The sequence below is a fragment of the Mycolicibacterium boenickei genome, from assembly GCF_010731295.1.
GTDB classification, from domain to species: Bacteria; Actinomycetota; Actinomycetes; order Mycobacteriales; family Mycobacteriaceae; genus Mycobacterium; species Mycobacterium boenickei.
This window is the reverse complement of the sequence record NZ_AP022579.1, coordinates 2,900,575-2,922,074: the sequence shown is the minus strand read 5'-3', so window position 1 is coordinate 2,922,074 and position 21,500 is coordinate 2,900,575. Positions and strand designations below refer to the sequence as shown.

21 protein-coding genes are annotated in these 21,500 nt (G+C 67.4%); 12 read left to right on the top strand and 9 right to left on the bottom strand.

Annotated features, from left to right (window positions below; all coding sequences use genetic code 11):
* Positions 1–8: 8 nt before the first annotated feature.
* The 6 genes from narI to G6N57_RS13915 form a co-directional block, all read right to left on the bottom strand.
* The gene (gene narI / locus G6N57_RS13940; RefSeq protein WP_077743008.1) at positions 9–737 is read right to left on the bottom strand and encodes a respiratory nitrate reductase subunit gamma; all 729 of its coding nucleotides are present in this window, start codon (positions 735–737) and stop codon (positions 9–11) included.
* Complete coding sequence (narJ, locus tag G6N57_RS13935) at positions 737–1,387, bottom strand: nitrate reductase molybdenum cofactor assembly chaperone (protein ID WP_077743007.1); 651 nt, start codon at positions 1,385–1,387, stop codon at positions 737–739. The genes narI and narJ overlap by 1 nt, the downstream gene beginning before the upstream one ends.
* A complete protein-coding gene (gene narH / locus G6N57_RS13930) occupies positions 1,387–3,036 on the bottom strand; it encodes a nitrate reductase subunit beta (protein WP_077743006.1) in 1,650 nt (549 codons plus the stop codon). The genes narJ and narH overlap by 1 nt, the downstream gene beginning before the upstream one ends.
* The gene (locus tag G6N57_RS13925; protein ID WP_077743005.1) at positions 3,033–6,719 is read right to left on the bottom strand and encodes a nitrate reductase subunit alpha; all 3,687 of its coding nucleotides are present in this window, start codon (positions 6,717–6,719) and stop codon (positions 3,033–3,035) included. Before G6N57_RS13925 ends, narH begins: the two co-directional genes overlap by 4 nt.
* Positions 6,716–7,894, bottom strand: a complete 1,179-nt coding sequence (locus G6N57_RS13920) for a nitrate/nitrite transporter (protein ID WP_165777814.1) — start codon at positions 7,892–7,894, stop codon at positions 6,716–6,718. Before G6N57_RS13920 ends, G6N57_RS13925 begins: the two co-directional genes overlap by 4 nt.
* Before the next feature lie 207 nt (positions 7,895–8,101).
* Complete coding sequence (locus tag G6N57_RS13915; RefSeq protein ID WP_077743004.1) at positions 8,102–8,512, bottom strand: (deoxy)nucleoside triphosphate pyrophosphohydrolase; 411 nt, start codon at positions 8,510–8,512, stop codon at positions 8,102–8,104.
* A gap of 25 nt (positions 8,513–8,537) precedes the next feature.
* On the opposite strand from G6N57_RS13915, the gene G6N57_RS13910 reads away from it, so the two are divergent.
* A complete protein-coding gene (locus G6N57_RS13910) occupies positions 8,538–8,831 on the top strand; it encodes a 4a-hydroxytetrahydrobiopterin dehydratase (protein WP_065463336.1) in 294 nt (97 codons plus the stop codon).
* Here the strand turns inward: G6N57_RS13910 and G6N57_RS13905 are convergent.
* Positions 8,800–10,101: a mannosyltransferase gene (locus tag G6N57_RS13905; RefSeq protein ID WP_174814561.1), complete on the bottom strand. Its 1,302-nt coding sequence runs from the start codon at positions 10,099–10,101 to the stop codon at positions 8,800–8,802. The two genes, G6N57_RS13910 and G6N57_RS13905, sit on opposite strands and share 32 nt — an antisense overlap.
* A 136-nt stretch (positions 10,102–10,237) precedes the next feature.
* On the opposite strand from G6N57_RS13905, the gene G6N57_RS13900 reads away from it, so the two are divergent.
* Both G6N57_RS13900 and G6N57_RS13895 read left to right on the top strand, forming a co-directional pair.
* Positions 10,238–10,912, top strand: coding sequence for a hypothetical protein (locus G6N57_RS13900; protein WP_163646636.1), 675 nt, complete (start codon positions 10,238–10,240; stop codon positions 10,910–10,912).
* Between the two features lie 42 nt (positions 10,913–10,954).
* The gene (locus G6N57_RS13895) at positions 10,955–11,980 is read left to right on the top strand and encodes an Rv1157c family protein (protein ID WP_163646634.1); all 1,026 of its coding nucleotides are present in this window, start codon (positions 10,955–10,957) and stop codon (positions 11,978–11,980) included.
* A gap of 91 nt (positions 11,981–12,071) precedes the next feature.
* Here the strand turns inward: G6N57_RS13895 and G6N57_RS13890 are convergent, their stop codons facing one another.
* Positions 12,072–12,221, bottom strand: a complete 150-nt coding sequence (locus G6N57_RS13890; RefSeq protein ID WP_003882209.1) for a DUF1059 domain-containing protein — start codon at positions 12,219–12,221, stop codon at positions 12,072–12,074.
* A 45-nt stretch (positions 12,222–12,266) separates the two neighbouring features.
* Between G6N57_RS13890 and G6N57_RS13885 the strand changes: the two genes are divergently transcribed.
* Positions 12,267–12,920, top strand: a complete 654-nt coding sequence (locus G6N57_RS13885) for a nitroreductase family protein (RefSeq protein WP_077743002.1) — start codon at positions 12,267–12,269, stop codon at positions 12,918–12,920.
* Positions 12,921–13,031: 111 nt separating this feature from the next.
* On the opposite strand, the gene G6N57_RS13880 is transcribed toward G6N57_RS13885, so the two are convergent.
* The gene (locus G6N57_RS13880; RefSeq protein ID WP_077743001.1) at positions 13,032–13,616 is read right to left on the bottom strand and encodes an HhH-GPD-type base excision DNA repair protein; all 585 of its coding nucleotides are present in this window, start codon (positions 13,614–13,616) and stop codon (positions 13,032–13,034) included.
* A gap of 91 nt (positions 13,617–13,707) precedes the next feature.
* Between G6N57_RS13880 and G6N57_RS13875 the strand changes: the two genes are divergently transcribed.
* The 8 genes from G6N57_RS13875 to G6N57_RS13840 all read left to right on the top strand — a co-directional run bounded on the left by G6N57_RS13875 (position 13,708) and on the right by G6N57_RS13840 (position 21,499).
* Positions 13,708–14,010, top strand: coding sequence for a DUF732 domain-containing protein (locus tag G6N57_RS13875; protein ID WP_077743262.1), 303 nt, complete (start codon positions 13,708–13,710; stop codon positions 14,008–14,010).
* Between the two features lie 48 nt (positions 14,011–14,058).
* Entirely contained in the window at positions 14,059–15,258 is a 1,200-nt protein-coding gene (locus tag G6N57_RS13870) for a sensor histidine kinase (protein WP_077743000.1), read from the top strand.
* Entirely contained in the window at positions 15,255–16,052 is a 798-nt protein-coding gene (locus tag G6N57_RS13865; protein WP_077742999.1) for a LytR/AlgR family response regulator transcription factor, read from the top strand. The genes G6N57_RS13870 and G6N57_RS13865 overlap by 4 nt, the downstream gene beginning before the upstream one ends.
* Positions 16,045–16,419, top strand: a complete 375-nt coding sequence (locus G6N57_RS13860) for a hypothetical protein (RefSeq protein WP_077742998.1) — start codon at positions 16,045–16,047, stop codon at positions 16,417–16,419. Before G6N57_RS13865 ends, G6N57_RS13860 begins: the two co-directional genes overlap by 8 nt.
* The gene (locus G6N57_RS13855; protein WP_077742997.1) at positions 16,416–18,146 is read left to right on the top strand and encodes a sodium/solute symporter; all 1,731 of its coding nucleotides are present in this window, start codon (positions 16,416–16,418) and stop codon (positions 18,144–18,146) included. The genes G6N57_RS13860 and G6N57_RS13855 overlap by 4 nt, the downstream gene beginning before the upstream one ends.
* Before the next feature lie 148 nt (positions 18,147–18,294).
* Entirely contained in the window at positions 18,295–18,639 is a 345-nt protein-coding gene (locus tag G6N57_RS13850) for a DUF485 domain-containing protein (RefSeq protein WP_036448142.1), read from the top strand.
* A complete protein-coding gene (locus tag G6N57_RS13845; RefSeq protein ID WP_077742996.1) occupies positions 18,636–20,267 on the top strand; it encodes a monocarboxylic acid transporter in 1,632 nt (543 codons plus the stop codon). The genes G6N57_RS13850 and G6N57_RS13845 overlap by 4 nt, the downstream gene beginning before the upstream one ends.
* A 41-nt stretch (positions 20,268–20,308) precedes the next feature.
* Positions 20,309–21,499 (top strand): MFS transporter, encoded by a 1,191-nt coding sequence (locus tag G6N57_RS13840; RefSeq protein ID WP_077742995.1) that lies wholly within the window; start codon positions 20,309–20,311, stop codon positions 21,497–21,499.
* Position 21,500: the final 1 nt, after the last annotated feature.

The following is a 21,500-nucleotide window of genomic DNA, read 5'->3' as shown; positions in this document are numbered from 1 at the left end:
CGGCCCACTCACCAGCCCCGACGCTGCGGGCGGGATCCGACCAGCTCGCTGCGCTCGGCGACATCGCGGCTGCGATACACGACGTAGGGGCGGAACAGGTACCCGATCGGCGCGCTGAACACGTGCACCAGCCGGGTGAACGGCCACAGGCAGAACAGCACCAGCGCGATCATCACGTGGATGTGGAAGTACACCGGCGCCTGGACCATCAGATCCCCGCGGGGCTGCAGGATCCAGATCGAGCGGAACCACGGCGACACGGTTTCGCGGTAGTCGTGCTCGGCGCCCTCCGGCGTCGCGCCGATCGCCGTACAGGCGAAGCCGGCCACCATCGCGGCCACCAGAACCACATACATCGTCTTGTCGTTGACGGTTGTGGCCATGAAGACCGGGCCGGTCACGCGGCGGCGGTAGATCAGCAGTGCGATACCGACCAGGGCCGCGATGCCGGCGATACCACCGAGGATCACCGCCTGCAGGTGGTACACGTGGTCGCTCATCACCAGATCCATCCACGATTCCGGGATGAACAGGCCGATGACATGCCCGATGAACACCACCAGCATGCCGAAGTGGAACATCGGGCTGGCGATGCGCAGCAGCCGCGACTCGTAGAGCTGCGACGAGCGTGTGGTCCAGCCGAACTTGTCGTAGCGGTACCGCCACCAGGTGCCGACGGCGACCGTCGCCAGCGTCACATAGGGCACCACATCCCAGAAGATCTCCCAGCCCGACATCAAACTCCCTCCTGCACCCGGCGGGGCGGCACGGTCAGCTGAAACGGCTGCAGTCCCACCGATTCCGCGGGCGGTCCGGACATCATCAGTCGCGACACGTCGTCCACCGAAGCCAGTGACGGCAGGGTCGCGTTCACCGCCGCGACAACGGGCGCGTGGGGAGACTTCCGCTCGGCCAACGCCTGCGCCACCACCCCGATGGGTACCCGGTACTTGGCGAGCAGCCGACGCCCCGCCTCCGGATCAACCGTGGCCGCGAATTCCAGGACCACCGGAAGATGGTCGGGCGCCTCACCTTTCGGGATCTCGACGCCCGCGGCACGGTAGGTCTGGGTGAATTCGACCATGTCCGCGCCGCGGTTGCGGGTGTCGCCCGACGTCCAGTAGGTCAAGAGCATGGTGCACCGCTTGTGCAGGTCGAAGGTGTCGACGTACTCCTGCTGCAGCTCCATGGCGGGGCGCAGACTCAGCCCGATGACGGTTTCGCCGAGCAACGCCCTGGCTTCGCCGGTGACGTGGTCCAGCAGGCGTGCCGCGGTCTGCAGCCGGTCGGGATGACCGTCGTCCGGGTAGGCCAGCATCAGCGACGCCGCCTGCCACACCAGCCGGTCCTGCATCGCGTTGTCGCGGGTTCGGTTGCGACGCTTCATCACTGATCACCACCCGGGAACATGCCCGACGGCACTCCCCTGCCGTCCCAGTTGAGCAGATTGACGCGCGACGGCCGGCCGGCGTTGGCGGCCATGCCGCCGCTGGTCTGCCGGTGTTGCAGCGCATGGAACGTCTCGACCGCCACCGGTATCGGCCCGCCGCTGGCCTCGCCGAAGGGACCCGACTCGTACATCCCCGGGCCGCCTTCGAAGGACAGCGAGCAACCGGGCTCCTCCGTCCCGGGTATGCCCTCGGTGCTGTACGCCGTCGGAATGACGTAGCGCTCCTCGTATTTCGCGAGTGCCAGCAGCCGGTACATCTCGTACATCTGTTCCTCGGTCATCCCGACCGCGGCCGGGATGTGCGGCTGGGTCTCCCGGCCGAGGTTGATGTCGCGCATGTAGGACCGCATCGCCGCCAGCCTGCGCAGCACTCCTTCGACGACAGCGGTGTCTCCGGCGGTGAACAACCCGGCGAGGTATTCGATCGGGATGCGCAGCGCTTCCAGCGCGCCGAACAGATTGCCGACGTCCTCGCCGTCGTGTCCGTCGCGGCTGACCGCGTCGACCACCGGCGACAGCGGCGGGATGTACCACACCATCGGCACTGTCCGGAACTCCGGATGCAGCGGCAGCGCAACGCCATAGGTGTGGATCAGCTTGTACACCGGTGAACGTTGGGCGGCCTCGATCCATTCGTCGGAGATGCCCTCGGCCCGGGCGCCGGCGATCACCTCGGGGTCGGTCGGGTCGAGCAGGATCTGCCGCTGCGCCTCGTAGAGGTCTTTGTCGTCGGGTACCGACGCGGCCTCCAGCACCCGGTCGACGTCGTAGAGCACCAGGCCGAGGTAACGCAACCGGCCGACGCAGGTCTCCGAGCACACCGTGGGCAGGCCGACCTCGATGCGCGGATAGCACAGCGTGCACTTCTCGGCCTTGCCGGTCTTGTGGTTGAAATACACCTTCTTGTAGGGACATCCGGACACACACATGCGCCAGCCGCGGCAGCGGTCCTGATCGACGAGCACGATGCCGTCCTCGGATCGCTTGTACATCGCGCCCGACGGGCAGGACGCCACGCATGCCGGGTTGAGGCAGTGCTCGCAGATCCGGGGCAGATAGAACATGAAGGTCTCTTCGAGCTCGAGCTTGATCTGCTCGCTGACCTGTTTGAGGACCGGATCCCCCGGCACGATCTCCGGCGACCCGGCCAGGTCGTCGTCCCAGTTCGCCGACCACGAAACCTTCATGGGCTTACCGGTGATCAGGCTGCGTGGCGGCGCGGTGGGAATATGTTCCCCCAGCGGCGCCGAGGTGAGGTTCTCGTAGTCATAGGTCCACGGCTCGTAGTAGTCGTCTATGGACGGCAGCTTCGGGTTCGCGAAGATCCGGGCCAGCTTGGCCAACCGGCCGCCGTCGCGCAACCGCAGCCGCCCGCGCCGGTCCAGCTTCCATCCGCCACGCCACTTCTCCTGATCCTGGTAGGTGCGGGGATAGCCTTGCCCCGGCCGGGTTTCGACGTTGTTGAACCAGACGTACTCGGTGCCGGCCCGGTTGGTCCAGGCCTGTTTGCAGGTCACCGAACAGGTTTGACACCCGATGCACTTGTCGAGGTTCATCACCATCGCCATCTGGGCCATGACCTTCACTGGTACTTCACCTCCTGCGAGCGGCGGCGGACCACCGTCACTTCGTCGCGCTGGTTTCCGGTGGGGCCCAGATAGTTCCAGGCAAACGAGTGCTGGGCATACCCGCCGGCGAGATGGCTGGGCTTGACCAACAGTCGGGTCAGTGAATTGTGGATACCGCCACGGGTGCCGGTGGTTTCGCTCAGCGGTACGTCGATGGTCCGTTCCTGTGCGTGGTAGACGTACACCACGCCTTCTGGCATGCGGTGGCTGACCACCGCACGGCACACCAGTACGCCGTTGCGGTTCACCGCCTCGATCCAATCGTTGTCCTTCACATCGATCTTCGCGGCGTCCAACGGGCTCATCCACATCGTGGGGCCGCCCCGCGACAGTGAGAGCATGAACAGGTTGTCCTGGTACTCCGAGTGGATCGACCACTTGGAGTGCGGGGTCAGATACCGCACGGTCAGGCCGATACCGTCGCGGCCCAGCTTGGATTCGCCGAACAGCCGCGCCATGTCCAGCGGTGGCCGGTAGGTCGGCAACTGTTCACCGAGTTCCTCCAACCAGTCGTGGTCGACGTAGAAGTGCATTCGGCCGGTGAGAGTGTGGAAGGGCTTGAGCTCCTCGATGTTCACCGTGAACGGCGCGTAGCGGCGGCCGCCGGTCTCACTGCCCGACCACTCGGGGCTGGTGATCACGGGGACCGGCCGGGCCTGGGTGTCGGCGTAGGTGATCCGGCGTTCCTCGTTGCCGATGGCCAGGTGAATGAGCTTGCGACCGGTGCGGCGTTCCAGTTCGCGGAAGCCTTCCACCGCGAGCCGGCCGTTGGAGGTGCCGGACAGCGCCAGGATCACATCGGACATCCGCTCAGCCGTGGTGATCGCCGGGCGGCCCTGGCCGGCACCCGAATCCATCACCCCGAACTTGGCGGCGAGTTCGGCGACCTCCTGGTCGGGGTGGGTGGTGATGCCCTTGGTGGTCAGGCCCAGGCTCTCGACCAACGGGCCCAGTGTCGCCCACTTCTCGGCGATCGCCGTGTAGTCGCGCTCGACAACAACCAGCGGACCCATCGTCTTGCCCGGCACCGGTGTCTCGCCGGTGACCCGCCAATCATGTTCGGTACCACCGGGATACGCCATCGCACCGGGGGTGTCGTGCTGCAACGTGCCCATCACCACGTCGGTGCGGGTGCCCAGGTGCCGGGCGGCGAGCGTGCTGAAGGCCCGGGCGATCGCTCCGAAAGCCTCGAAGTCCGACCGGGTTTCCCAGGGCGGGTCGACCGCCGGACTGAAGGCATGGATGTAGGGGTGCATGTCTGTGCTGGACAGGTCGGCCTTCTCGTACCAGGTCGCCGCGGGCAGCACCACATCGGAGAGCAGCGTCGTCGATGTCATCCGGAAGTCGATCGACATCAGCAGGTCGAGCTTGCCCTCAGGGATGTCGTCGGTCCAGACCACGTCATTGGGCCGCAAGTCCGCCCCGGTGGGTTCGGCCTGCAGGTTCGAGGTCGTGCCCAGCAGGTGACGCAGGAAGTACTCGTTGCCCTTGCTGGACGAGCCGAGCAGGTTGGCCCGCCAGACATTGAGCACGCGTGGCCAGTTGGCCGGATTGTCCGGATCGCTGACCGCGAGTTTCAGGCCGCCACTTGCCAATTGACCGGCCACATAGTCCGGCACCTCCTGGCCGGCCGCCTTGGCCTCATCGACCACATCCAGGCTGGATCGGTCGAACTGCGGGTAGAACGGGGTCCACCCCATCGCCACCGCGGAGCTCATCACGTCCATCGTGTGCTTGTCGCGGAACCGGCCCCGCCCCACCGGACTGGACAGCGCGTCGGCACGGTACCCGTCGTAGCGCCACTGATCGGTATGTGCGTACCAGTACGACGTGCCTGCCATCTGTCTCGGCGGACGCGACCAGTCGGTGCCCATCGCCATGGCGGCCCACCCGGTGACGGGCCGGCACTTCTCCTGACCGACGTAGTGCGCCCAGCCGCCACCGTTGCGCCCCATCGAGCCGGTGAGCAGCAGCAAGGCCAGCACAGCCCGGTAGGTGGCATCGCCGTGGAACCACTGGCAGATACCGGCGCCCATGATGATCATCGACCGGCCGCCGGATTCCTCGGCATTGCGGGCGAATTCGCGCGCGACGCGGATCGCCTGGGCGGCCGACACCCCGGTGATCGGCTCCTGCCAGGCCGGGGTGTACGGCTGGGTGGCGTCGTCGTATCCGGTGGGCCAGTCGCCGGGCAGCCCGGGCCGGTGCACTCCGTACTGGGCCAGCATCAGGTCGAACACCGTGCACACCAGGTGCTCGCCGACCCGCCGCACCGGCACACCGCGCTGCATGGTCGCGCCGCTGCCGTCGACGGTATCGAAACGGGGCAGCGTGATCTCGGCGGTCTCGAAGATGTCCCCCAGCACCGTCAGTGCGGGAACCAGGTCCTCCAGATGGAGGTTCCACTTGCCGACACCGTCGGCACCGTAGCGGAATCCCAACGAACCCTGTGGGACGGCGACACTGTTGCTGGCCCCGTCGAGCAGCACCGGCTTGAACGCCGCGTTCTCCTGCTCCGCTGTGGGCCCGCCCAGATCGGCGGCGGTCAGGTTCTTTCCGGGCACCAGCACACCGTCACGTTCCTCGAGCTTGACCAGGAACGGCAGATCGGTGAACTGGCGGACATAGTCGACGAAGTACGGAACCCGGTTCTGCACAAAGCACTCGTCGAGGATGACGTGGCCCATGGCCATCGCCAGTGCGCCGTCGGTGCCTGCCGCACACGGCATCCACTCGTCGGCGAACTTGGTGTTGTCGGCGTAATCCGGGCTGACCGTCACCACCTTGGTGCCGCGGTAGCGGACCTCGGCCATCCAGTGCGCATCGGGCGTGCGGGTGACCGGGACATTGGAGCCCCACATCATCAGGTACGACGCGTCCCACCAATCCCCCGACTCCGGCACATCGGTCTGATCGCCGAACACCTGAGGAGAGGCCACCGGCAGATCGGCGTACCAGTCGTAGAACGACGTCATCACGCCGCCGATGAGTTCGATGAACCGCGAGCCGGCGGCGAACGACACCATCGACATCGCCGGGATCGGCGAGAAACCGGCTACCCGGTCCGGACCGTAGGTCTTGATCGTGTGCACATGCGCGGCGGCGATCATCTCGGTCGCCTCGGTCCAGCTGACCCGGACCAGGCCGCCCTTGCCGCGGGCCTGGTGATAGCGCTTGCGGCGTTCCGGATCCCCCTGGATGTCGGCCCAGGCCAACACCGGATCCTTCAGGCGCGCCTTGGCTTCCCGGTACATCTCGACCAGCACGCCACGTGCGTACGGATACCGCACCCGCGTCGGCGAGTAGGTGTACCAGGAGAACGCCGCACCGCGCGGGCACCCGCGCGGCTCGTATTCGGGGCGGTCGGGTCCGACGGACGGGTAGTCGGTCTCCTGGGTCTCCCAGGTGATGATCCCGTCCTTGACGTAGATCTTCCACGAGCACGATCCCGTGCAGTTGACCCCGTGGGTGGAGCGCACCACCTTGTCGTGGCTCCACCGGTCCCGGTAGAACACGTCGCCCTGACGGCCCCCCTGGCGTGTGACCGTACGCAGGTCGCCGGAGAACTCACCGGCGGTGAAGAACCTCCCACTGCGCTCGAGCAGTTCCTCGATCGACCCGCCGATGTGGGGCTTGGTCATTGACGCGCCTCCTTGGGCTCGGGCTCATGGGCGTGCAGTCGCAGGGCCGTATAGCCGAAGGCCACCAGTGCCGTCGCCACCAGCAGCAGGAGCCCGACCGAGTAGTCATGATCGACAGCGTCGTACGTCGCACCCATCACCAAGGGTGGGAAGTAGCCACCCAAACCGCCTGCGGCGGCCACGATCCCGGTCACCGAGCCCACTTCCTTGGCGGGTGATCGCCGGGCCACCCAGGCGAACACGCCGCCGGTGCCGATGCCCAGGAAGATCGCCAGACCGATGAACGTCGCCGCGGACCAGACATCGGGCGGTGGCTGGAACATCGCGATGAAGGCCAGCACCGCGGTGCCGGCGAAGGACGTGAGGACCACGTACTTGGGTGGGATGCGGTCCGACAAGGCACCGCCGATCGGCCGGGCCAGCACCGCGGCCAACGCGAATCCCGCTGTACGGCTTCCGGCTTGGACGGAGGAGAACTCGTAGACGTTCTTGATGTAGGTCGGCAGGTAGTTGCTGAATGCCACGAATCCGCCGAACACGACTGCGTAGAGGAACGACATCTCCCATGTCACCGGTAGCTTCAACGCAGACTTGAGCTTGGGTAACACCGGGTCGGTGTTCGGTTGGAATGCCGGTGAATTGCGCATCGCCACCAGACACAGCGCCGCCGTCAGCGCCAGGGCGACCGCGATGATGAGATGGGTCTGGAACAACCCGAACCACCGCACGAATCTCGGCGTGAAGAATGCAGACAACGCCGTGCCGACCATGCCCATCCCGAAAACACCGGTGGCGTAGCCGCGACGGGAGGGCTCATACCAGTTGTTGGCGAACGGGATTCCGACCGCGAAGATGGTGCCGGCAACGCCCAGGAAGAACCCGCACACCAACAGCATCGGGTATGACCTGGCCTCGCCGGCGGCCCCGACGGCCAGCACCGGCACGATCGAAGCCAGCGTCACCGCGAGGAACATCGTGCGACCGCCGTACCTGTCGGTCAGTGCGCCGACTGCTATCCGGCCCAGCGAGCCGACCAAGATCGGAGTGGCGACAAGCATCGAAGCCTGCGTGCTGCTCAGCTTCATGTCGCCGGCGTAAGTGGTGGACAGCGGGCCGATCATGTTCCAGGCCCAGAAATTGATGGCCGAGACCCAGGTGGCCAGCAGAAGATTCATGCTCTGCCCTTGGCCCAGGTACGGCTCATTTGCCGTGGTCACCACACCAGCAAAACATCATGTTCCAGCGGTCGCGTCATTTTCCCGGAAACGTTGCAGGCTGTTTCATGGAAATGTAATCCGCAACATCAATATGTCGAAATTAATCCCGTTGTGCGGTCGCCCTTTTGCGCGAGCAGTCGCGCAAATACTCGAAATCGCGCCTTTTCAGGTACTTTCGCGATTGCTCGGCGGAGAAAGTGCTTCGGCCAGGTCCGGGAGCCAGGCCCGATCGGCCGGCACCCACGGCAGCGCATCGAGCTCGTCGACCGTGACCCAGCGCAGCGCCCGGTGATCGTGTGGCTGCGGACTGCCCGATGTGAGGGTGGCCCGGTAGGCGCGCAGTGTCATGCCGGCCCTCAGCGCGACATCCACTCCGAGACGGTCACCGACGGTCACCTCGACGCCCAGTTCCTCCCGTAGCTCGCGGGCCAGCGCGTCGGCGTCACTCTCGCCGTCGGCCACCTTTCCGCCGGGCAGCTCCCACAGACCGGCCAGCTCGGGAGGCCGCTGCCGTTGTGCCACCAACAGCCCGGCCGCCGAGAACAGGGCACCGGCCACCACGATCTGCGCATCCATCGCGCCCGACGGTATACCGTCGGGTATGGCCGTGTTATCGAACGATCAGGTCGACGCCGCACTGCCCGATCTGCCGGGCTGGGAACGCGCGGCGGGCGCCCTGCGCAGATCCACCAAATTCCCGACGTTCCTCGACGGTATCGACGCGGTACGCCGCGTGGCCGAGTTCGCCGAGGAAAAAGACCATCACCCCGATATCGACATCCGATGGCGCACAGTCACTTTCGCTCTGGTGACGCATTCCGCCGGCGGGATCACCGAAAAGGACATTCAGATGGCCAAGGAGATCAACCGGATTCTGTCCGACCAGTCCGGGTAGTCGCGATCCAGGCGAGCGTCGCCAGCGTCGCGACGATGTAGACCAGCCCGGCCCAGGCCAGATACCAGGGCCTGCCGATCACCCAGATCGTCGGCTGGGCGAAGCTGAGTAGCCACGGCACCCCGACCAGCGTCAGCGCCAGCCAACCCCACCCCAGGATCCGCGCACCCAACCTGTCGGCCAGTGGCCCGTGCAGCAACCAGATCATCAGCGGGATCAGCCAGACCCAGTGGTGCGTCCACGAAATCGGTGACAACAGCAAGCCGAACAGGCTCACGATCAGGATGGCGCCGAGCCGGTCGGCACTGCCGCCGATGGCCCGCCACGCCAGCACGGCGAGGACCGCGGTGACGGCGATACCGAGCAGCACGGCCGGGCCGTAGCCGGCGTCATGGCCGAGGATGCGCGAGATCCCGCCGCGCCACGATTGGTTGAACGACGTGCCGATCGGCCCGATCCGGTCCGCATCGCCCAGCAATTCGGTGAAGTACCGGCGCGCCTCGTCCCCGATCACCAACACCGAGAACGCGACCGTCCCGAAGAACACCACAGCCGAGAACACCGCGGTGCCCCAGCGGCGCGCGCCGACGAAGTACAGCCCCGACACCGCGGGCGTGAGTTTCACCCCGGCGGCCAGGCCCACCAACAACCCCGACAGCCACCAGCGATTGCTGTAGACGGCATAGAGCACGGCCAACACCAGGACGACATTGACCTGGCCGTAGTCGAACGTGCTGCGCAGCGGTTCGGTCCAGATGCCGACGGCGGTCCACAACATCGCGACGCGCCGGGGAGCACGCCCGCCGAGCAACAGTTGGCTGATCCGCACCACGCCGTACAACGCCGCGATGATGCCGATCTGCCAGCAGAACGCCACCAATCCGAACGGCAGCAGGTGCAGTGGGTAGAACACCACCGCGGCGAACGGCGGATAGGTGAAAGGCAGTGGGAAATCCGGCGTCTGGTCCGCGTAGACGTAGTCGTACAGCGCACCGGCGTGACCGTCGAGCGTTGCGGCACCGCCGACATAGACGTGCAGGTCGACGAAGTTGGCGCCGTTGGGGACGAGATATGTCCAGGCCAGGCGCGCCGCAATGCTGAGGACCAGCAACACAGGCGCCAGACGGTAGAGCCGCGCGGTTGCTGAGAGCTGGGTGGCCGGTTCGGTGTTAACGGACACGACTTTAGCGACCCGCCCGTCGGCGTCGTCCGCCTGCCGCGTCCGCCGGTGGCTTGTCCCGCGCCAGGGTCTCGACAGCGGCCGGCGCATCACGCCCCGAACACTGCTCGATAACGAAATCGACCGCTGCAGTCACGGTTGAATAACCGCCACACGTGTCCCTTGAGTAACACCAGTAACTGGATAGTTTCGTGCTCAGTCGTTCAAGCAACCGATTGGGAGAACCATGATCTTCACCTGGAAAGCCATTTCCACCAGCATGATCGCGGCTGCAGGCGCAGTCCCGGTCGCGTTGGTCCTCAGCGCCGCAGCGAACGCCGAGCCGGTGCCCCCGGCCCCGGCCATCCCCGGCGCGCCGAACCTGCCGATCGTCAACCAGCTCGCCGGCGTGCCTGCCGCCGCGCCGCAACTGCTGCAGGGTGTGAGCTCGGCGTTGAGCGGCACCCCCGCCGCCGCACCGGCGCCTGCCCCCGGGGCCACCGCATCGGTGACACTGCCGCAGGTGCCTACCGCCGCCTCACCGGCTGCCGCCAACGCACCGCTGGGATCACTGGTGCCGGGATTGCCCGCCGCCCCTGCTGCCGCCCCGGCCGCCGTGGCTCCGACCGCCCCGGCCACCGGCCCCGCATCGCTGATCCCCTCGGCCGAGGTGACGATCCCGCAGGTGCCCGGGATGCCGATCCCGTTGCCCCAGAAGGTGAACATCCCCGGCGACCTGGCCTCGCTGGCTCCGGTCGCGGCTCAAACGGCACTGCCCGCCACCGCTGCGGCTGCTCCGTTGGCCCCGGCCGCCGCAGCGGCTCCGGCAGTGGCGGCTCCCGCAGCCGCGGCCGCGACTCCCGGCATCACGAACCCGGGGGTCGCAGCACTGGCGCCGCTGCTCACCGCCGGCCTGCCCTGATCCACGAACTGGTCTGACCGCCCGAAACGATTGGGAAAAGCCATGTCACCGCGTAAGTCCCTGAAAATGATGTTCGGCACCGCCGCCGCGATCGGGTCCACCACCCTGTTGCTGTTCGGCAGCGCCGTCGCCAATGCCGACCCGGCACCGCTGCCGATCGACAACCTGCAGGCGCCCGGCCTGCCGGCGATGGAGAACCTGAGCCCGATCATCCAGCAGGCCGCGGCCGACCCGGGTGGCGCAGTGCAGCTGTTGATGGCAGCTGCACAGGCCTTCGCCGCCAACAAGTCGGAAACGGCGGAATCCCGCAACGTCGCGACGGCGGTCAACCAATTCGCGGCCCAGCCCGTCGCCGCACCCGAGCATGTCCCCGCTCTGGGTGCCGGCGGCGACGCTCACCTCCCGATGGGTGTCGACCCGGCCCATGCGGCCGGGCCGGCCCCGGAGGCACTGCCCGCTCCGGCTCCCGCACCGGCTGCTGCTGCCCCGGCACCGGCTCCGGCTCCGGCTCCGGAGGCTGCGCCCGCACCGACCCCCGGAGCTGTTCCGGCCGCGGCCACGATCCCGGCCCCGGCACCTGCGCCTGAAGCCGCCCCGGCACCCGCCCCGGCGCCCGGGCCGGAAGCCGCTCCGGCGGGAGCGCCCGGCTTCGGACCCAACACGCCGACGAAGCAGGACTTCATGTATCCGTCGATCGGCAACGGCTGCCTCAAGGACGGCGGAAATGTTCTGGCGACCGCGATTTCCGTGGCGGGCCCGGCCACGATCCCGCTGCCCGGCCCGAAGCCAGGCCAGACCGCTTACGTGTTCACCGCGATCGGCACCCCCGGCCCGGCCGCCGAGCAGAAGCTTCCGCTCAACGCCACCTGGGTGAACCTGACGACGGGCAAGTCCGGCAGCGTGACGCTGCAGCCGCGCCCGGACCTCAACCCCGAAGGCCCGACCACGCTGACCGCTATCGCCGACACCGGCTCCGGCAGCATCATGACGACGATCTTCGGACAGGTCACGACAACCGAGATGCAGTGCCAGTTCATGCCCACCATCGGATCCACGGTGGTGCCCTGACCACACATATGAATGGGGATACGAAATTCCCGGTCGCTTGCCTCATGGCCGGCGACCGGGAATTTTGTCAGGGGCTGTTCAGGTGTGGGCCTCAGTAGGCCATGAAAAGGATCATTTCGCGGTCGTACTCACGCCCGGGGTGCTGCTGGGCCAGATGTGCCTGAGCCTTCTCGACAAGGTCGTCCTCATCGGTCCCGCTGATCGCTTCTCCACACGGGCAGTTCAGATGTGTCTTCGCCATATGTTCACCATTGCATAGGTCGTCTTCCTACAAAAGGATCTAGGCATGGACTTGTACGACGTCATGCGCACAACCGGGGCGACCCGCGAATTCACCGACGAATCCCTACCCGACGAAGTGCTGGAACGGATCCTCGACAACGCCCGGTTCGCGCCCAGCGGCGGTAACCGCCAGGGCACGCGCGTCGTGGTGATCCGTGATCGTGACACCCGTGAGTCCCTTGCCGACCTCAGTGTCACCGGCGCACGCCGCTACATCGCCCAACAGAAAAACGGTGAGAGCCCGTGGAACCCGGTGCATCCCATGCGGGTATCGGCCGACGACGTGGCCGCCGTACAGGTTCCGCGGGCCGCTCTGCTCCTCGACGCCGCCGTGGTTCTCGTGGTCTGCGTCGACCTTGGCGTCGTCGCGGCCATCGACCAGGATCTCGACCGCATCGGCGTGGTTTCCGGAGCCTCGGTGTATCCGTTCGTGTGGAACATCCTGCTGGCAGCGCGCAACGAAGGGTACGGCGGCGTGCTGACCACGATGGCCGTTGCGGAAGAGCCCAAGGTCAAGGCATTGCTCGGCATACCTGACCCGTTCGCGGTCGCAGCGGTCGTGCCGCTCGGTAAGCCCGTACGCCAGTTCACGAAACTCAAGCGCATGCCGGTTGGAGAGATCGCCAGTCGCGAGCGCTTCGACGGGCCGCCGTTCTAGCTCGTCACCCGACACTGCGTCACCCCGTCGACACTGCGCACAGATCGCGATTTCGCGCCGAAATTCGATCTCACCGCAGAGTCGGTGATCCGTGAGCAGGCTCGAGGTCAGTCAGGCCTTGGCCTTGGCTTCTTTGGCCGCGGCCTTCATCTGCTTCTTGTAGGTCCGCACCTTCTGCAACGAGCCGGGATCCACCACGTCGGCCACCGACATGAAGCTCCCCGCTGCGCCGTAATCTCCCGCCGCCTCACGCCAGCCCGAAGGTGTCACGCCGTACTGCTTGCCCAACAGCGCCAAGAAGATCCGGGCTTTCTGGTCGCCGAAACCGGGCAGCCGCTTCAGCCGGCGCAACACCTCTTTGCCGTCGGGATCGCCGCCGGTCCACAGTGCCGTCACGTCGCCGTCGTACTCGTCGACGATGGCCCGCGCCAGGTCCTGTACCCGCTTGCCCATCGAGCCCGGAAACCGGTGAATCGCAGGGGTTTGCGACACCACCGCGATGAACTCGTCCGGGTTGTAGTCGGCGATCTCCCTGGCATCGACGTCACCGAGGCGGTCGGCGATCTTCTTGGGGCCGGCGAACGCCGTCTCCATCGGGATCTGCTGGTCCAACAACATGCCCACCAAAAGCGCGAACGGGTTGGACTCCAGCAGGGCGTCGGCCTCCGGGTCTTGGACTAGCTGCAGTTTTCCCACGTCGCCAGTCTAGAACCAGACACGTTTTTGACGTCTGTGTCGGTGGAGTGTGCGAATGTGTACGCGATAACCGGTGATGTGCCAACAGGAGATGGACATGAGACGCGTCGTTGCACCACTTTTTGCAGCGGTGGTTACCGCGATCGCCTTGGCCGCCACGGCCAACGCCATCCCCGACCAGGGCACGCCGGACTTCGACAACTACATGCAGGGCCTGGACCGCAACGGATTCCATCTCAACCCGGATACCGCGTGGCGCGTTGCTCACCAGGCGTGCATCGGCGGCATCCCGGGATACATCGGACTGGAACTGGCCGCCCAGGGCGTGATCGGCCCCGGATCCCAGGATCGGGTCTACGACGTGGCCCGCAAGTACGCCTGCCCCGTGCAATAGCTGAGCTAGCTGCGGTTTCACCGCGCAGCCATTTAAGGTTGGCCCACGATGTCCGGCGAGGTTGCAGTCGCGCTGGCCCTGGCGCTGATCCTGGCGGCGATCGCCGCCGTCGTCGTCGTGCGCACCCGAAAAGTGGTGGCCACCCCCACCGAGCGTGCCGTGCACGCCGCACTGCACACGGCGGCTCAGGCGGCCCGCGCACTGCGCCAGGGCCTGGATACCGAATCTGCCCAGACCGCCGCGCCGTACCTGCGGGAGTTGACGGGCACCGCGGGGCTGGCCCTGTACGACGAGGATGCCGCCCTGCTGGCGCACGACGACGATGACGACGCGATCTGGCAGCCCGACACCGTCGACGTCTGCGTCGACACCGCGCGGGAATCGATCACCGCCGGGCGCCGCGTCTTACGCACCGCACGCTCGACGGCGGTGCTGGCCCAGCCTCTGCTGACCGAAGGCGGTGAGGTGCTCGGCGCCCTCGTCGTACTGGCCCCGGCCAGCCCCGGCCCCGGCATGCTCGGCGCGGTCGGCGAAGTGGCCCGTTACGCGGCCAGCCAGCTCGAGCTGGCCGAGCTCGACGCGTCGCGCGCCCGGCTGGACCGGGCCGAGGTGCTGGCCTTGCGCGCCCAGATCAGCCCGCACTTCATCTACAACGCGCTCAACACGATTGCGTCGTTCGTGCGCACCGACCCCGACCGGGCCCGTGACCTGATCCTCGAATTCGCCGACTTCACCCGGTACTCGTTCCGCGCGGCCGGGCAGTACACGACACTGGCCGACGAGCTGCGCAACATCGACCGCTATCTCACCTTGGAGCGGGCCCGCTTCGGCACCAACCTGAAGGTGCGGCTGCAGGTGGCCCCCGAGGTGCTCAACGTCGTGGTGCCGTTTCTCGCGCTGCAACCGCTGGTCGAGAACGCGGTGCGGCACGGGCTGGCCGGTAACGGCGGCGGATCGGTGGAGATCGTCGCGCGCGACGCAGGCACCGAATGCGTGATCACCGTCGAGGACGACGGCACCGGCATGGATCCGGACACCCTGCGCGCGGGGCCCGGTGACGCGCTGGCCGACCGCACCGGCGAATCCGCCCATGTCGGGCTGACCAATGTCGATCATCGGCTGCGCGCGGCATTCGGCAACGACTACGGTCTTGTGGTCGAGACAGCGGTCGGCGCGGGCACGAAAGTGGTGATGCGCGTGCCGAAGTTCCGCTCAGGGGTCCGAGCCGACGGAGGTGCGTTCACATGAGCACCAACCTGACCGTGCTCGCCGTGGACGACGAGGCACCCGCCCTCGACGAGCTGGCCTACCTGCTGGGTCGACACCCCGACATCGGCGAGGTGCACACCGCCTCCGACGCCACCACGGCGCTCCGCGAACTCAACCAGCACACCATCGACGCGGTGTTCCTCGACATCAACATGCCCGGGCTCTCCGGCATCGAATTGGCCGGGGTACTGGCCAATTACGCGAACCCGCCGGCGGTCGTGTTCGTGACCGCCCACGAGGACAAGGCGGTGGCCGCCTTCGATGTCGGCGCCGTCGACTATCTGCTCAAACCGATCCGGCAGAACCGCCTGGACGAGGCCGTGCGCCGGGTCGCCTCGGCGGCACCCCGGTCCGCACCCGAACCGTCCGGTCCGGCCCAGCCCGAGGACCAGGACTGGAACGTGGTCCCCGCCGAACTGGGCGGGATCACCCACCTGGTGCCGCGTGACAGCATCGGCTGGGTGGAAGCCGAGGGTGACTATGCCCGGCTGCACTCGTCCACTGGGGCGCACCTGGTACGAATCCCGTTGAGCACCTTGGAAACCCGCTGGCGCGACCACGGATTTCAACGGATCCACCGGTCCTACCTGGTGTCGCTGCGACAGGTGACCGGCCTACGCACGTCCGACGGTGCGGTGCTGGTGCGGCTGCGGGCCAACGGAACCTCGCCCGCCGTGGAACTCCCGGTGAGCCGACGCCAGGCCCGGGAACTGCGCGACCGGCTGGTCCGCGATCCGATGCGCTCTCTCAAACCGGCGGGCAGCGATGAGTGACCGGCCCGCTCCACAGCGTGAACGCGTCGTCCTCGCCCACCGCCGCGGCACCCGCATGGTGCGCACCCGCATCGAGGTCCAGGAGCAGACGCAGGTGGGCGACGCGCTCGTGCGCGGTCTGGTGCGGACCCAGCTCGGTCTCGCGTTGCGGCTGGCGCTGGTCGTCGTCTCGGTGGTGGTGGCGCTGGTGGTGCTCAACTCCGCCGTGCCAGATCTGGCCGCGCTCACGGTGTTCGGGATCCGGCTCAACTGGCTGATCCTGGCCGGGCTGCTCTACCCGCTGCTGTACGGCGTGGGGCGGCTGTATGTGCGGCTGGCCGAACAAGGCGAACGGGACTTCGTCCGGGTCGTCGACAGCGAACCATGACCGGCGCCCCGCTGACCGCTGCCGCCCTGCTGGCCGCCGTGGTGGCCACCATCGCCATCGGCGCTTACGGCGTCCGGTTGTCGCGCACCACCTCCGACTTCCTGGTGGCCTCCCGCAGCGTCGGACCACAGTGGAATGCCGCCGCGATCTCCGGTGAATACCTCTCGGCTGCATCATTTCTCGGGGTGGCCGGACTGATCGCGAAATACGGCGCCGACGCGCTGTGGTACCCCGTCGGCTTCACCGCGGGCTACCTGGGCGTGTTGCTGTTCGTGGCCGCACCCCTGCGCCGCTCCGGGGCCTACACCGTCCCCGACTTCGCCGAGTTCCGGCTCGGCTCGGCCCGGCTGCGCAAGGTCGCCATGCTCGTCGTCGTGGTGATCTGCCTGTTCTATCTGGCCCCGCAGTACCAGGGTGCCGGTCTGGCCCTGAAAACGCTTCTGGGCGTTCCTGTCTGGGTGGGTCCGGTGCTGGTCGCCGCGATCGTCATCACCAACGTGGTCGCCGGTGGCATGCGGTCGATCACGTTCGTCCAGGCGTTCCAGTACTGGCTCAAGCTCACCGCCATCGCGGTTCCGGCGTTGGCGCTGCTGGGGTTGTTCATCAGCGACCGCGGCGAATTGGGCGGTCCGCTACCACCGACGGTGCAGCAGCAGACCACCGTGCAGATCGACACCCCCGTCGTGGTCCAGGTGATCGAACCCGCAGGCATCACCGTGTCCGGCGATCTCGACGGACACCACGTGGAATCCGCGCGGATCGCCGCACCCGGGCAGCACACCCTCGGCACGGGCACCACGCTGACGCTGGCAGCGGGTGCGGCCACACCGGTGGTGGCGGGCACCCCGGGCACCGGCAGCGAGTGGATCGCCTCGGGCGGCGGACTGGGCGGCGGACATCCGCTCTATCAGGTGCTGTCCATCATCGTCGCGACATTCCTGGGCACCATGGGTCTGCCGCACGTGCTGGTCCGGTTCTACACCAATCCGGACGGGCGGGCCGCCCGGCGCACCGCGCTCGCAGTGGTGGCGCTGCTGTCGGTGTTCTACTTCTTCCCGATCCTGCTCGGGGTGTTCTCCCGGTTGTATGTCCCACAACTGCTGATCACCGGAACCGCCGACGCCGCAGTGCTTTTGGCACCGGGCGCGGCGGTCGGCGGAATCGGCGGCCAGCTGCTGGCCGCCCTGGTGGCCGCCGGGGCCATCGCGGCGTTCCTGGCCACCTCGTCGGGGTTGCTGATCAGCATCGCCGGCGCGCTGGCCACCGATGTGCTGCGCGGCCGGGTGCGCGATTTCCGGATCGCCGCGGTGGCCGGCGGGCTGATCCCGATTCCGTTGTCGCTGTTGGTGTCCGGGCTGGAGCTGTCCCGCAGCGTCGGATTGGCCTTCGCGGTCGCCGCGTCCACGCTGTGTCCGTTGCTGGTGCTCGGGATCTGGTGGCGCGGTCTGACGGTGGTCGGCGCGGCGTGTGGGCTCGTGGTCGGCGGCTGCGTGTGCGGCGGCGCGGTGCTGGTGGCGATCACCGGCGGCGTCGACGACGCGGTGCTCGGTGGTTGGCCCGCGGTGATGGTGGGCTACCCGGCGGCGGTCAGCGTGCCGATCGCCTTCCTCACGATGATCGTCATCAGCCTGTTCACCAAGCCAACCCCCGGCGTCGCGCAGATCTTCGCGCGCATGCATGTGCCCGAGCGCCTGGGCCTGGGCGTCGAGCGGGTGCCCGCGGGCTGAGCCTCCTGCCGCTCAGCCCCGCCGACCGACCGCTCGGCGCAGCGATGGCCGGATTCGGCGTATCAACAGCGATACCACTCCTGTGTGACCCACCTCTCAATTAGGTTCAGTTCCCAACCGACACCCAGCCAACTGTCAGGAGCCCTCGGTGCCCGAAATAGACCTTCCCGAGAGGGTTGCCCCCACCGGGGAGCAGTTCCTCGCCATGCAGGCCAGCCCCGAATTCCAGGAGCTGCGTACCAGGTTGCGCCGCTTCGTCTTTCCCATGACCGCGTTCTTCCTGCTCTGGTATGCGCTCTACGTCGCCCTCGGCGCGTTCGCCCATGACTTCATGGCCATCCGGGTGTTCGGCAACATCAACGTCGGTCTACTGATCGGGCTGGGCCAGTTCCTGACCACGTTCCTGATCACCGGGTTGTACGTGCGCTTCGCCAACAAGGAGCTCGACCCGCGCGCCACCGCCATCCGCGAAGAGCTGGAAGGCACCCGATGACCATCACGACACTTGCCGCCGAAACCGTCGGCAACCCCGCGGCCAACATCGGCATCTTCAGCTTGTTCGTCGTCGTCACGATGGTCGTGGTGATCAAGGCGAGCAAGCGCAACGCCACCGCCGACGAGTTCTTCACCGGTGGCCGCGGCTTCTCCGGCCCGCAGAACGGCATCGCCATCGCCGGTGACTACCTGTCGGCGGCCAGCTTCCTCGGCATCGCCGGTGCCATCGCCGTCTACGGCTACGACGGGTTCCTCTACTCCATCGGCTTCCTGGTCGCCTGGCTGGTGGCCCTGCTGCTGGTGGCCGAATTACTCCGCAACACCGGCAAATTCACCATGGCCGACGTGCTGAGCTTCCGGCTCAAGCAGCGTCCGGTCCGGTTGGCCGCGGCCATCTCGACACTGACCGTGTCGCTGTTCTACCTACTGGCCCAGATGGCCGGGGCCGGCGGCCTGGTCGCGCTCCTGCTCGACGTCAACAGCCGGGCCGGACAGTCGATCGTGATCGCCGTCGTCGGCATCCTGATGATCGTCTACGTACTGGTCGGCGGCATGAAGGGCACCACGTGGGTGCAGATCATCAAGGCCGTGCTGCTGATCGCCGGCGCCGCCCTGATGACCGTGATGGTGCTGAGCAAGTTCGGGCTGAACTTCTCCGAGATCCTGGGCTCCGCACAATCGGCGATCTCCGAGGCCACCACCAAGGGTGTGTCCAGCCGCGACGTGCTGGCCCCGGGCGCACAGTACGGCGGATCACTCACCTCACAGATCAACTTCATCTCGCTGGCGCTGGCGCTGGTGCTCGGCACCGCGGGCCTGCCGCACGTGCTGATGCGCTTCTACACCGTGCCCACCGCGAAAGAGGCTCGGCGCTCGGTGGTCTGGGCGATCGCGCTGATCGGCGCCTTCTACCTGTTCACCCTGGTGCTCGGTTACGGCGCGGCCGCACTGGTGGGGCCCGACCGGATCCTCGGCGCGGCCGGAGGGGTGAACTCCGCGGCCCCGCTGCTGGCGTTCGAACTCGGCGGGGTGATCCTGCTCGGGGTCATCTCGGCGGTGGCGTTCGCGACGATCCTCGCGGTCGTGGCCGGCCTGACCATCACGGCGTCGGCCTCGTTTGCCCACGACATCTATGCCTCAGTGCTCAAGTCGCACAAGGTGACCGAGGACGAGCAGGTGCGGGTATCGCGGATCACCGCAGTTGTGCTCGGGGTGTTCGCGATCGGGTTGGGCATCCTGGCCAACGGTCAGAACGTGGCGTTCCTGGTGGCCCTGGCGTTCGCCGTGGCAGCCGCGGCCAACCTGCCGACGATCCTGTACTCGCTGTACTGGAAGCGGTTCAACACCCGCGGCGCACTGTGGAGCATGTACGGCGGTCTGATCTCGACCATCGTGCTGATCGTGTTCTCCCCTGCCGTGTCGGGCAGCAAGACCGCAATGATCCCCGGGGCGGACTTCGATTTCTTCCCGCTGGCCAACCCGGGCATCGTGTCCATCCCGCTGGCATTCGCGCTCGGCATCATCGGCACGCTCACCTCACCCGACACCGGGGACGCCGAGCTCAACGCCGAGATGGAAGTCCGGTCGCTGACCGGGGTGGGCGCCGAGAAGGCGGTCGCGCACTAGGGCAGGGAAGCTCGAGCGCCCCCGGGACGTTTCAATGGCACATGCCCAACTCCCGGGGGCGTTTCGCCTTTCCGCTCCTCGCGTACGCGTTCGCCGCGATCATGGTGGGCACCACGCTGCCCACCCCGATGTACGCGCTCTACGCCGACCGCATGCATTTCGCTGTGCTCACCACGACGGTCATCTACGCCACATACGCCGGCGGCGTGCTGTTCGCGCTGCTCGTGTTCGGCCGCTGGTCGGACGCCGTCGGCCGGCGGCCCATGCTGTTCGCCGGCGTGGCAGCGGCCCTGGCCAGCGCGGCAGTGTTCCTGGTCGCCGACTCCGTGCCGGTGCTGCTGATCGGGCGGCTGCTGTCCGGCCTGTCGGCGGGGCTGTTCACCGGAACCGCCACCGCGGCGGTCATCGAGGCCGCCCCGCCTGCGTGGCGTACCCGTGCCGCGGCGGTCGCCACCGTCGCCAACATCGGCGGCCTCGGCGCCGGGCCGCTGCTGGCGGGTCTGCTGGTGCAATGGGCGCCCGAGCCGCTATACCTGCCGTTCCTCGTACATATCGGGCTGGCGGTGTTGGCCGGGATCGCGGTGCTGATCGTTCCGGAGACCTCGGCGCATACCGGCCGGATCGGACTGCAGCGCCTGTCGGTACCCGCCGAGGTGCGGACGGTTTTCGTCATCGCTGCCCTGGCGGCCTTCGCCGGGTTCGCGGTGACGGGGCTGTTCACCGCTGTCGCGCCGTCGTTCCTGTCGACGGTGATCGGCATCGGCAACCATGCGGTGGCCGGCGCGATCGCGTGCTCGATCTTCGCAGCCTCGGCATTGACCCAGGTCGTCGCGAACCGGATGGTCGCCGAGCGGGCAGTCGCGGTCGGGTGCGGGCTGCTGATCGCGGGCATGATGATTCTGACTGCGGCCCTGTATTTTTCCTCGCTGCCCGGCCTGATCGCGGCGGCGGTGGTATCCGGCATCGGCCAGGGCATGAGTTTCAGCCGAGGCCTGGCCGCAGTCGTCGATCGTGCTCCGGCTCAGCGTCGGGCCGAGGTCAGCTCCACGTATTTCGTCGTCGCCTATGTCGCAATCTCGCTGCCGGTGATCGGCGAGGGCCTGGCCGCTCAAGCGCTGGGCCTACGGACCGCAGGAGTGACGTTCGCGATCGGAGTCGCGGTACTCGCCGCGGGCTGCCTCGCCGCCATCCTGGTCGCCGAGGCCCGGGAGAAGTTGAGTGCTTCTACCTAGG

What these genes read in the sequence shown, in the direction of transcription:
- G6N57_RS13920 (WP_165777814.1), bottom strand. Translation starts at nt 7,894, where the DNA reads ATGAATCTTCTGCTGGCCACCTGGGTCTCGGCCATCAATTTCTGGGCC.
- G6N57_RS13840 (WP_077742995.1), top strand. Translation starts at nt 20,309, where the DNA reads ATGCCCAACTCCCGGGGGCGTTTCGCCTTTCCGCTCCTCGCGTACGCG.
- G6N57_RS13855 (WP_077742997.1), top strand. Translation starts at nt 16,416, where the DNA reads ATGACCGGCGCCCCGCTGACCGCTGCCGCCCTGCTGGCCGCCGTGGTG.
- narJ (WP_077743007.1), bottom strand. Translation starts at nt 1,387, where the DNA reads ATGAAGCGTCGCAACCGAACCCGCGACAACGCGATGCAGGACCGGCTG.
- G6N57_RS13875 (WP_077743262.1), top strand. Translation starts at nt 13,708, where the DNA reads ATGGACATGAGACGCGTCGTTGCACCACTTTTTGCAGCGGTGGTTACC.
- G6N57_RS13860 (WP_077742998.1), top strand. Translation starts at nt 16,045, where the DNA reads ATGAGTGACCGGCCCGCTCCACAGCGTGAACGCGTCGTCCTCGCCCAC.
- G6N57_RS13910 (WP_065463336.1), top strand. Translation starts at nt 8,538, where the DNA reads ATGGCCGTGTTATCGAACGATCAGGTCGACGCCGCACTGCCCGATCTG.
- G6N57_RS13885 (WP_077743002.1), top strand. Translation starts at nt 12,267, where the DNA reads ATGGACTTGTACGACGTCATGCGCACAACCGGGGCGACCCGCGAATTC.
- G6N57_RS13900 (WP_163646636.1), top strand. Translation starts at nt 10,238, where the DNA reads ATGATCTTCACCTGGAAAGCCATTTCCACCAGCATGATCGCGGCTGCA.
- G6N57_RS13915 (WP_077743004.1), bottom strand. Translation starts at nt 8,512, where the DNA reads ATGGATGCGCAGATCGTGGTGGCCGGTGCCCTGTTCTCGGCGGCCGGG.
- G6N57_RS13890 (WP_003882209.1), bottom strand. Translation starts at nt 12,221, where the DNA reads ATGGCGAAGACACATCTGAACTGCCCGTGTGGAGAAGCGATCAGCGGG.
- G6N57_RS13905 (WP_174814561.1), bottom strand. Translation starts at nt 10,101, where the DNA reads ATGCGCCGGCCGCTGTCGAGACCCTGGCGCGGGACAAGCCACCGGCGG.
- G6N57_RS13870 (WP_077743000.1), top strand. Translation starts at nt 14,059, where the DNA reads ATGTCCGGCGAGGTTGCAGTCGCGCTGGCCCTGGCGCTGATCCTGGCG.
- G6N57_RS13845 (WP_077742996.1), top strand. Translation starts at nt 18,636, where the DNA reads ATGACCATCACGACACTTGCCGCCGAAACCGTCGGCAACCCCGCGGCC.
- narI (WP_077743008.1), bottom strand. Translation starts at nt 737, where the DNA reads ATGTCGGGCTGGGAGATCTTCTGGGATGTGGTGCCCTATGTGACGCTG.
- G6N57_RS13925 (WP_077743005.1), bottom strand. Translation starts at nt 6,719, where the DNA reads ATGACCAAGCCCCACATCGGCGGGTCGATCGAGGAACTGCTCGAGCGC.
- G6N57_RS13895 (WP_163646634.1), top strand. Translation starts at nt 10,955, where the DNA reads ATGTCACCGCGTAAGTCCCTGAAAATGATGTTCGGCACCGCCGCCGCG.
- G6N57_RS13865 (WP_077742999.1), top strand. Translation starts at nt 15,255, where the DNA reads ATGAGCACCAACCTGACCGTGCTCGCCGTGGACGACGAGGCACCCGCC.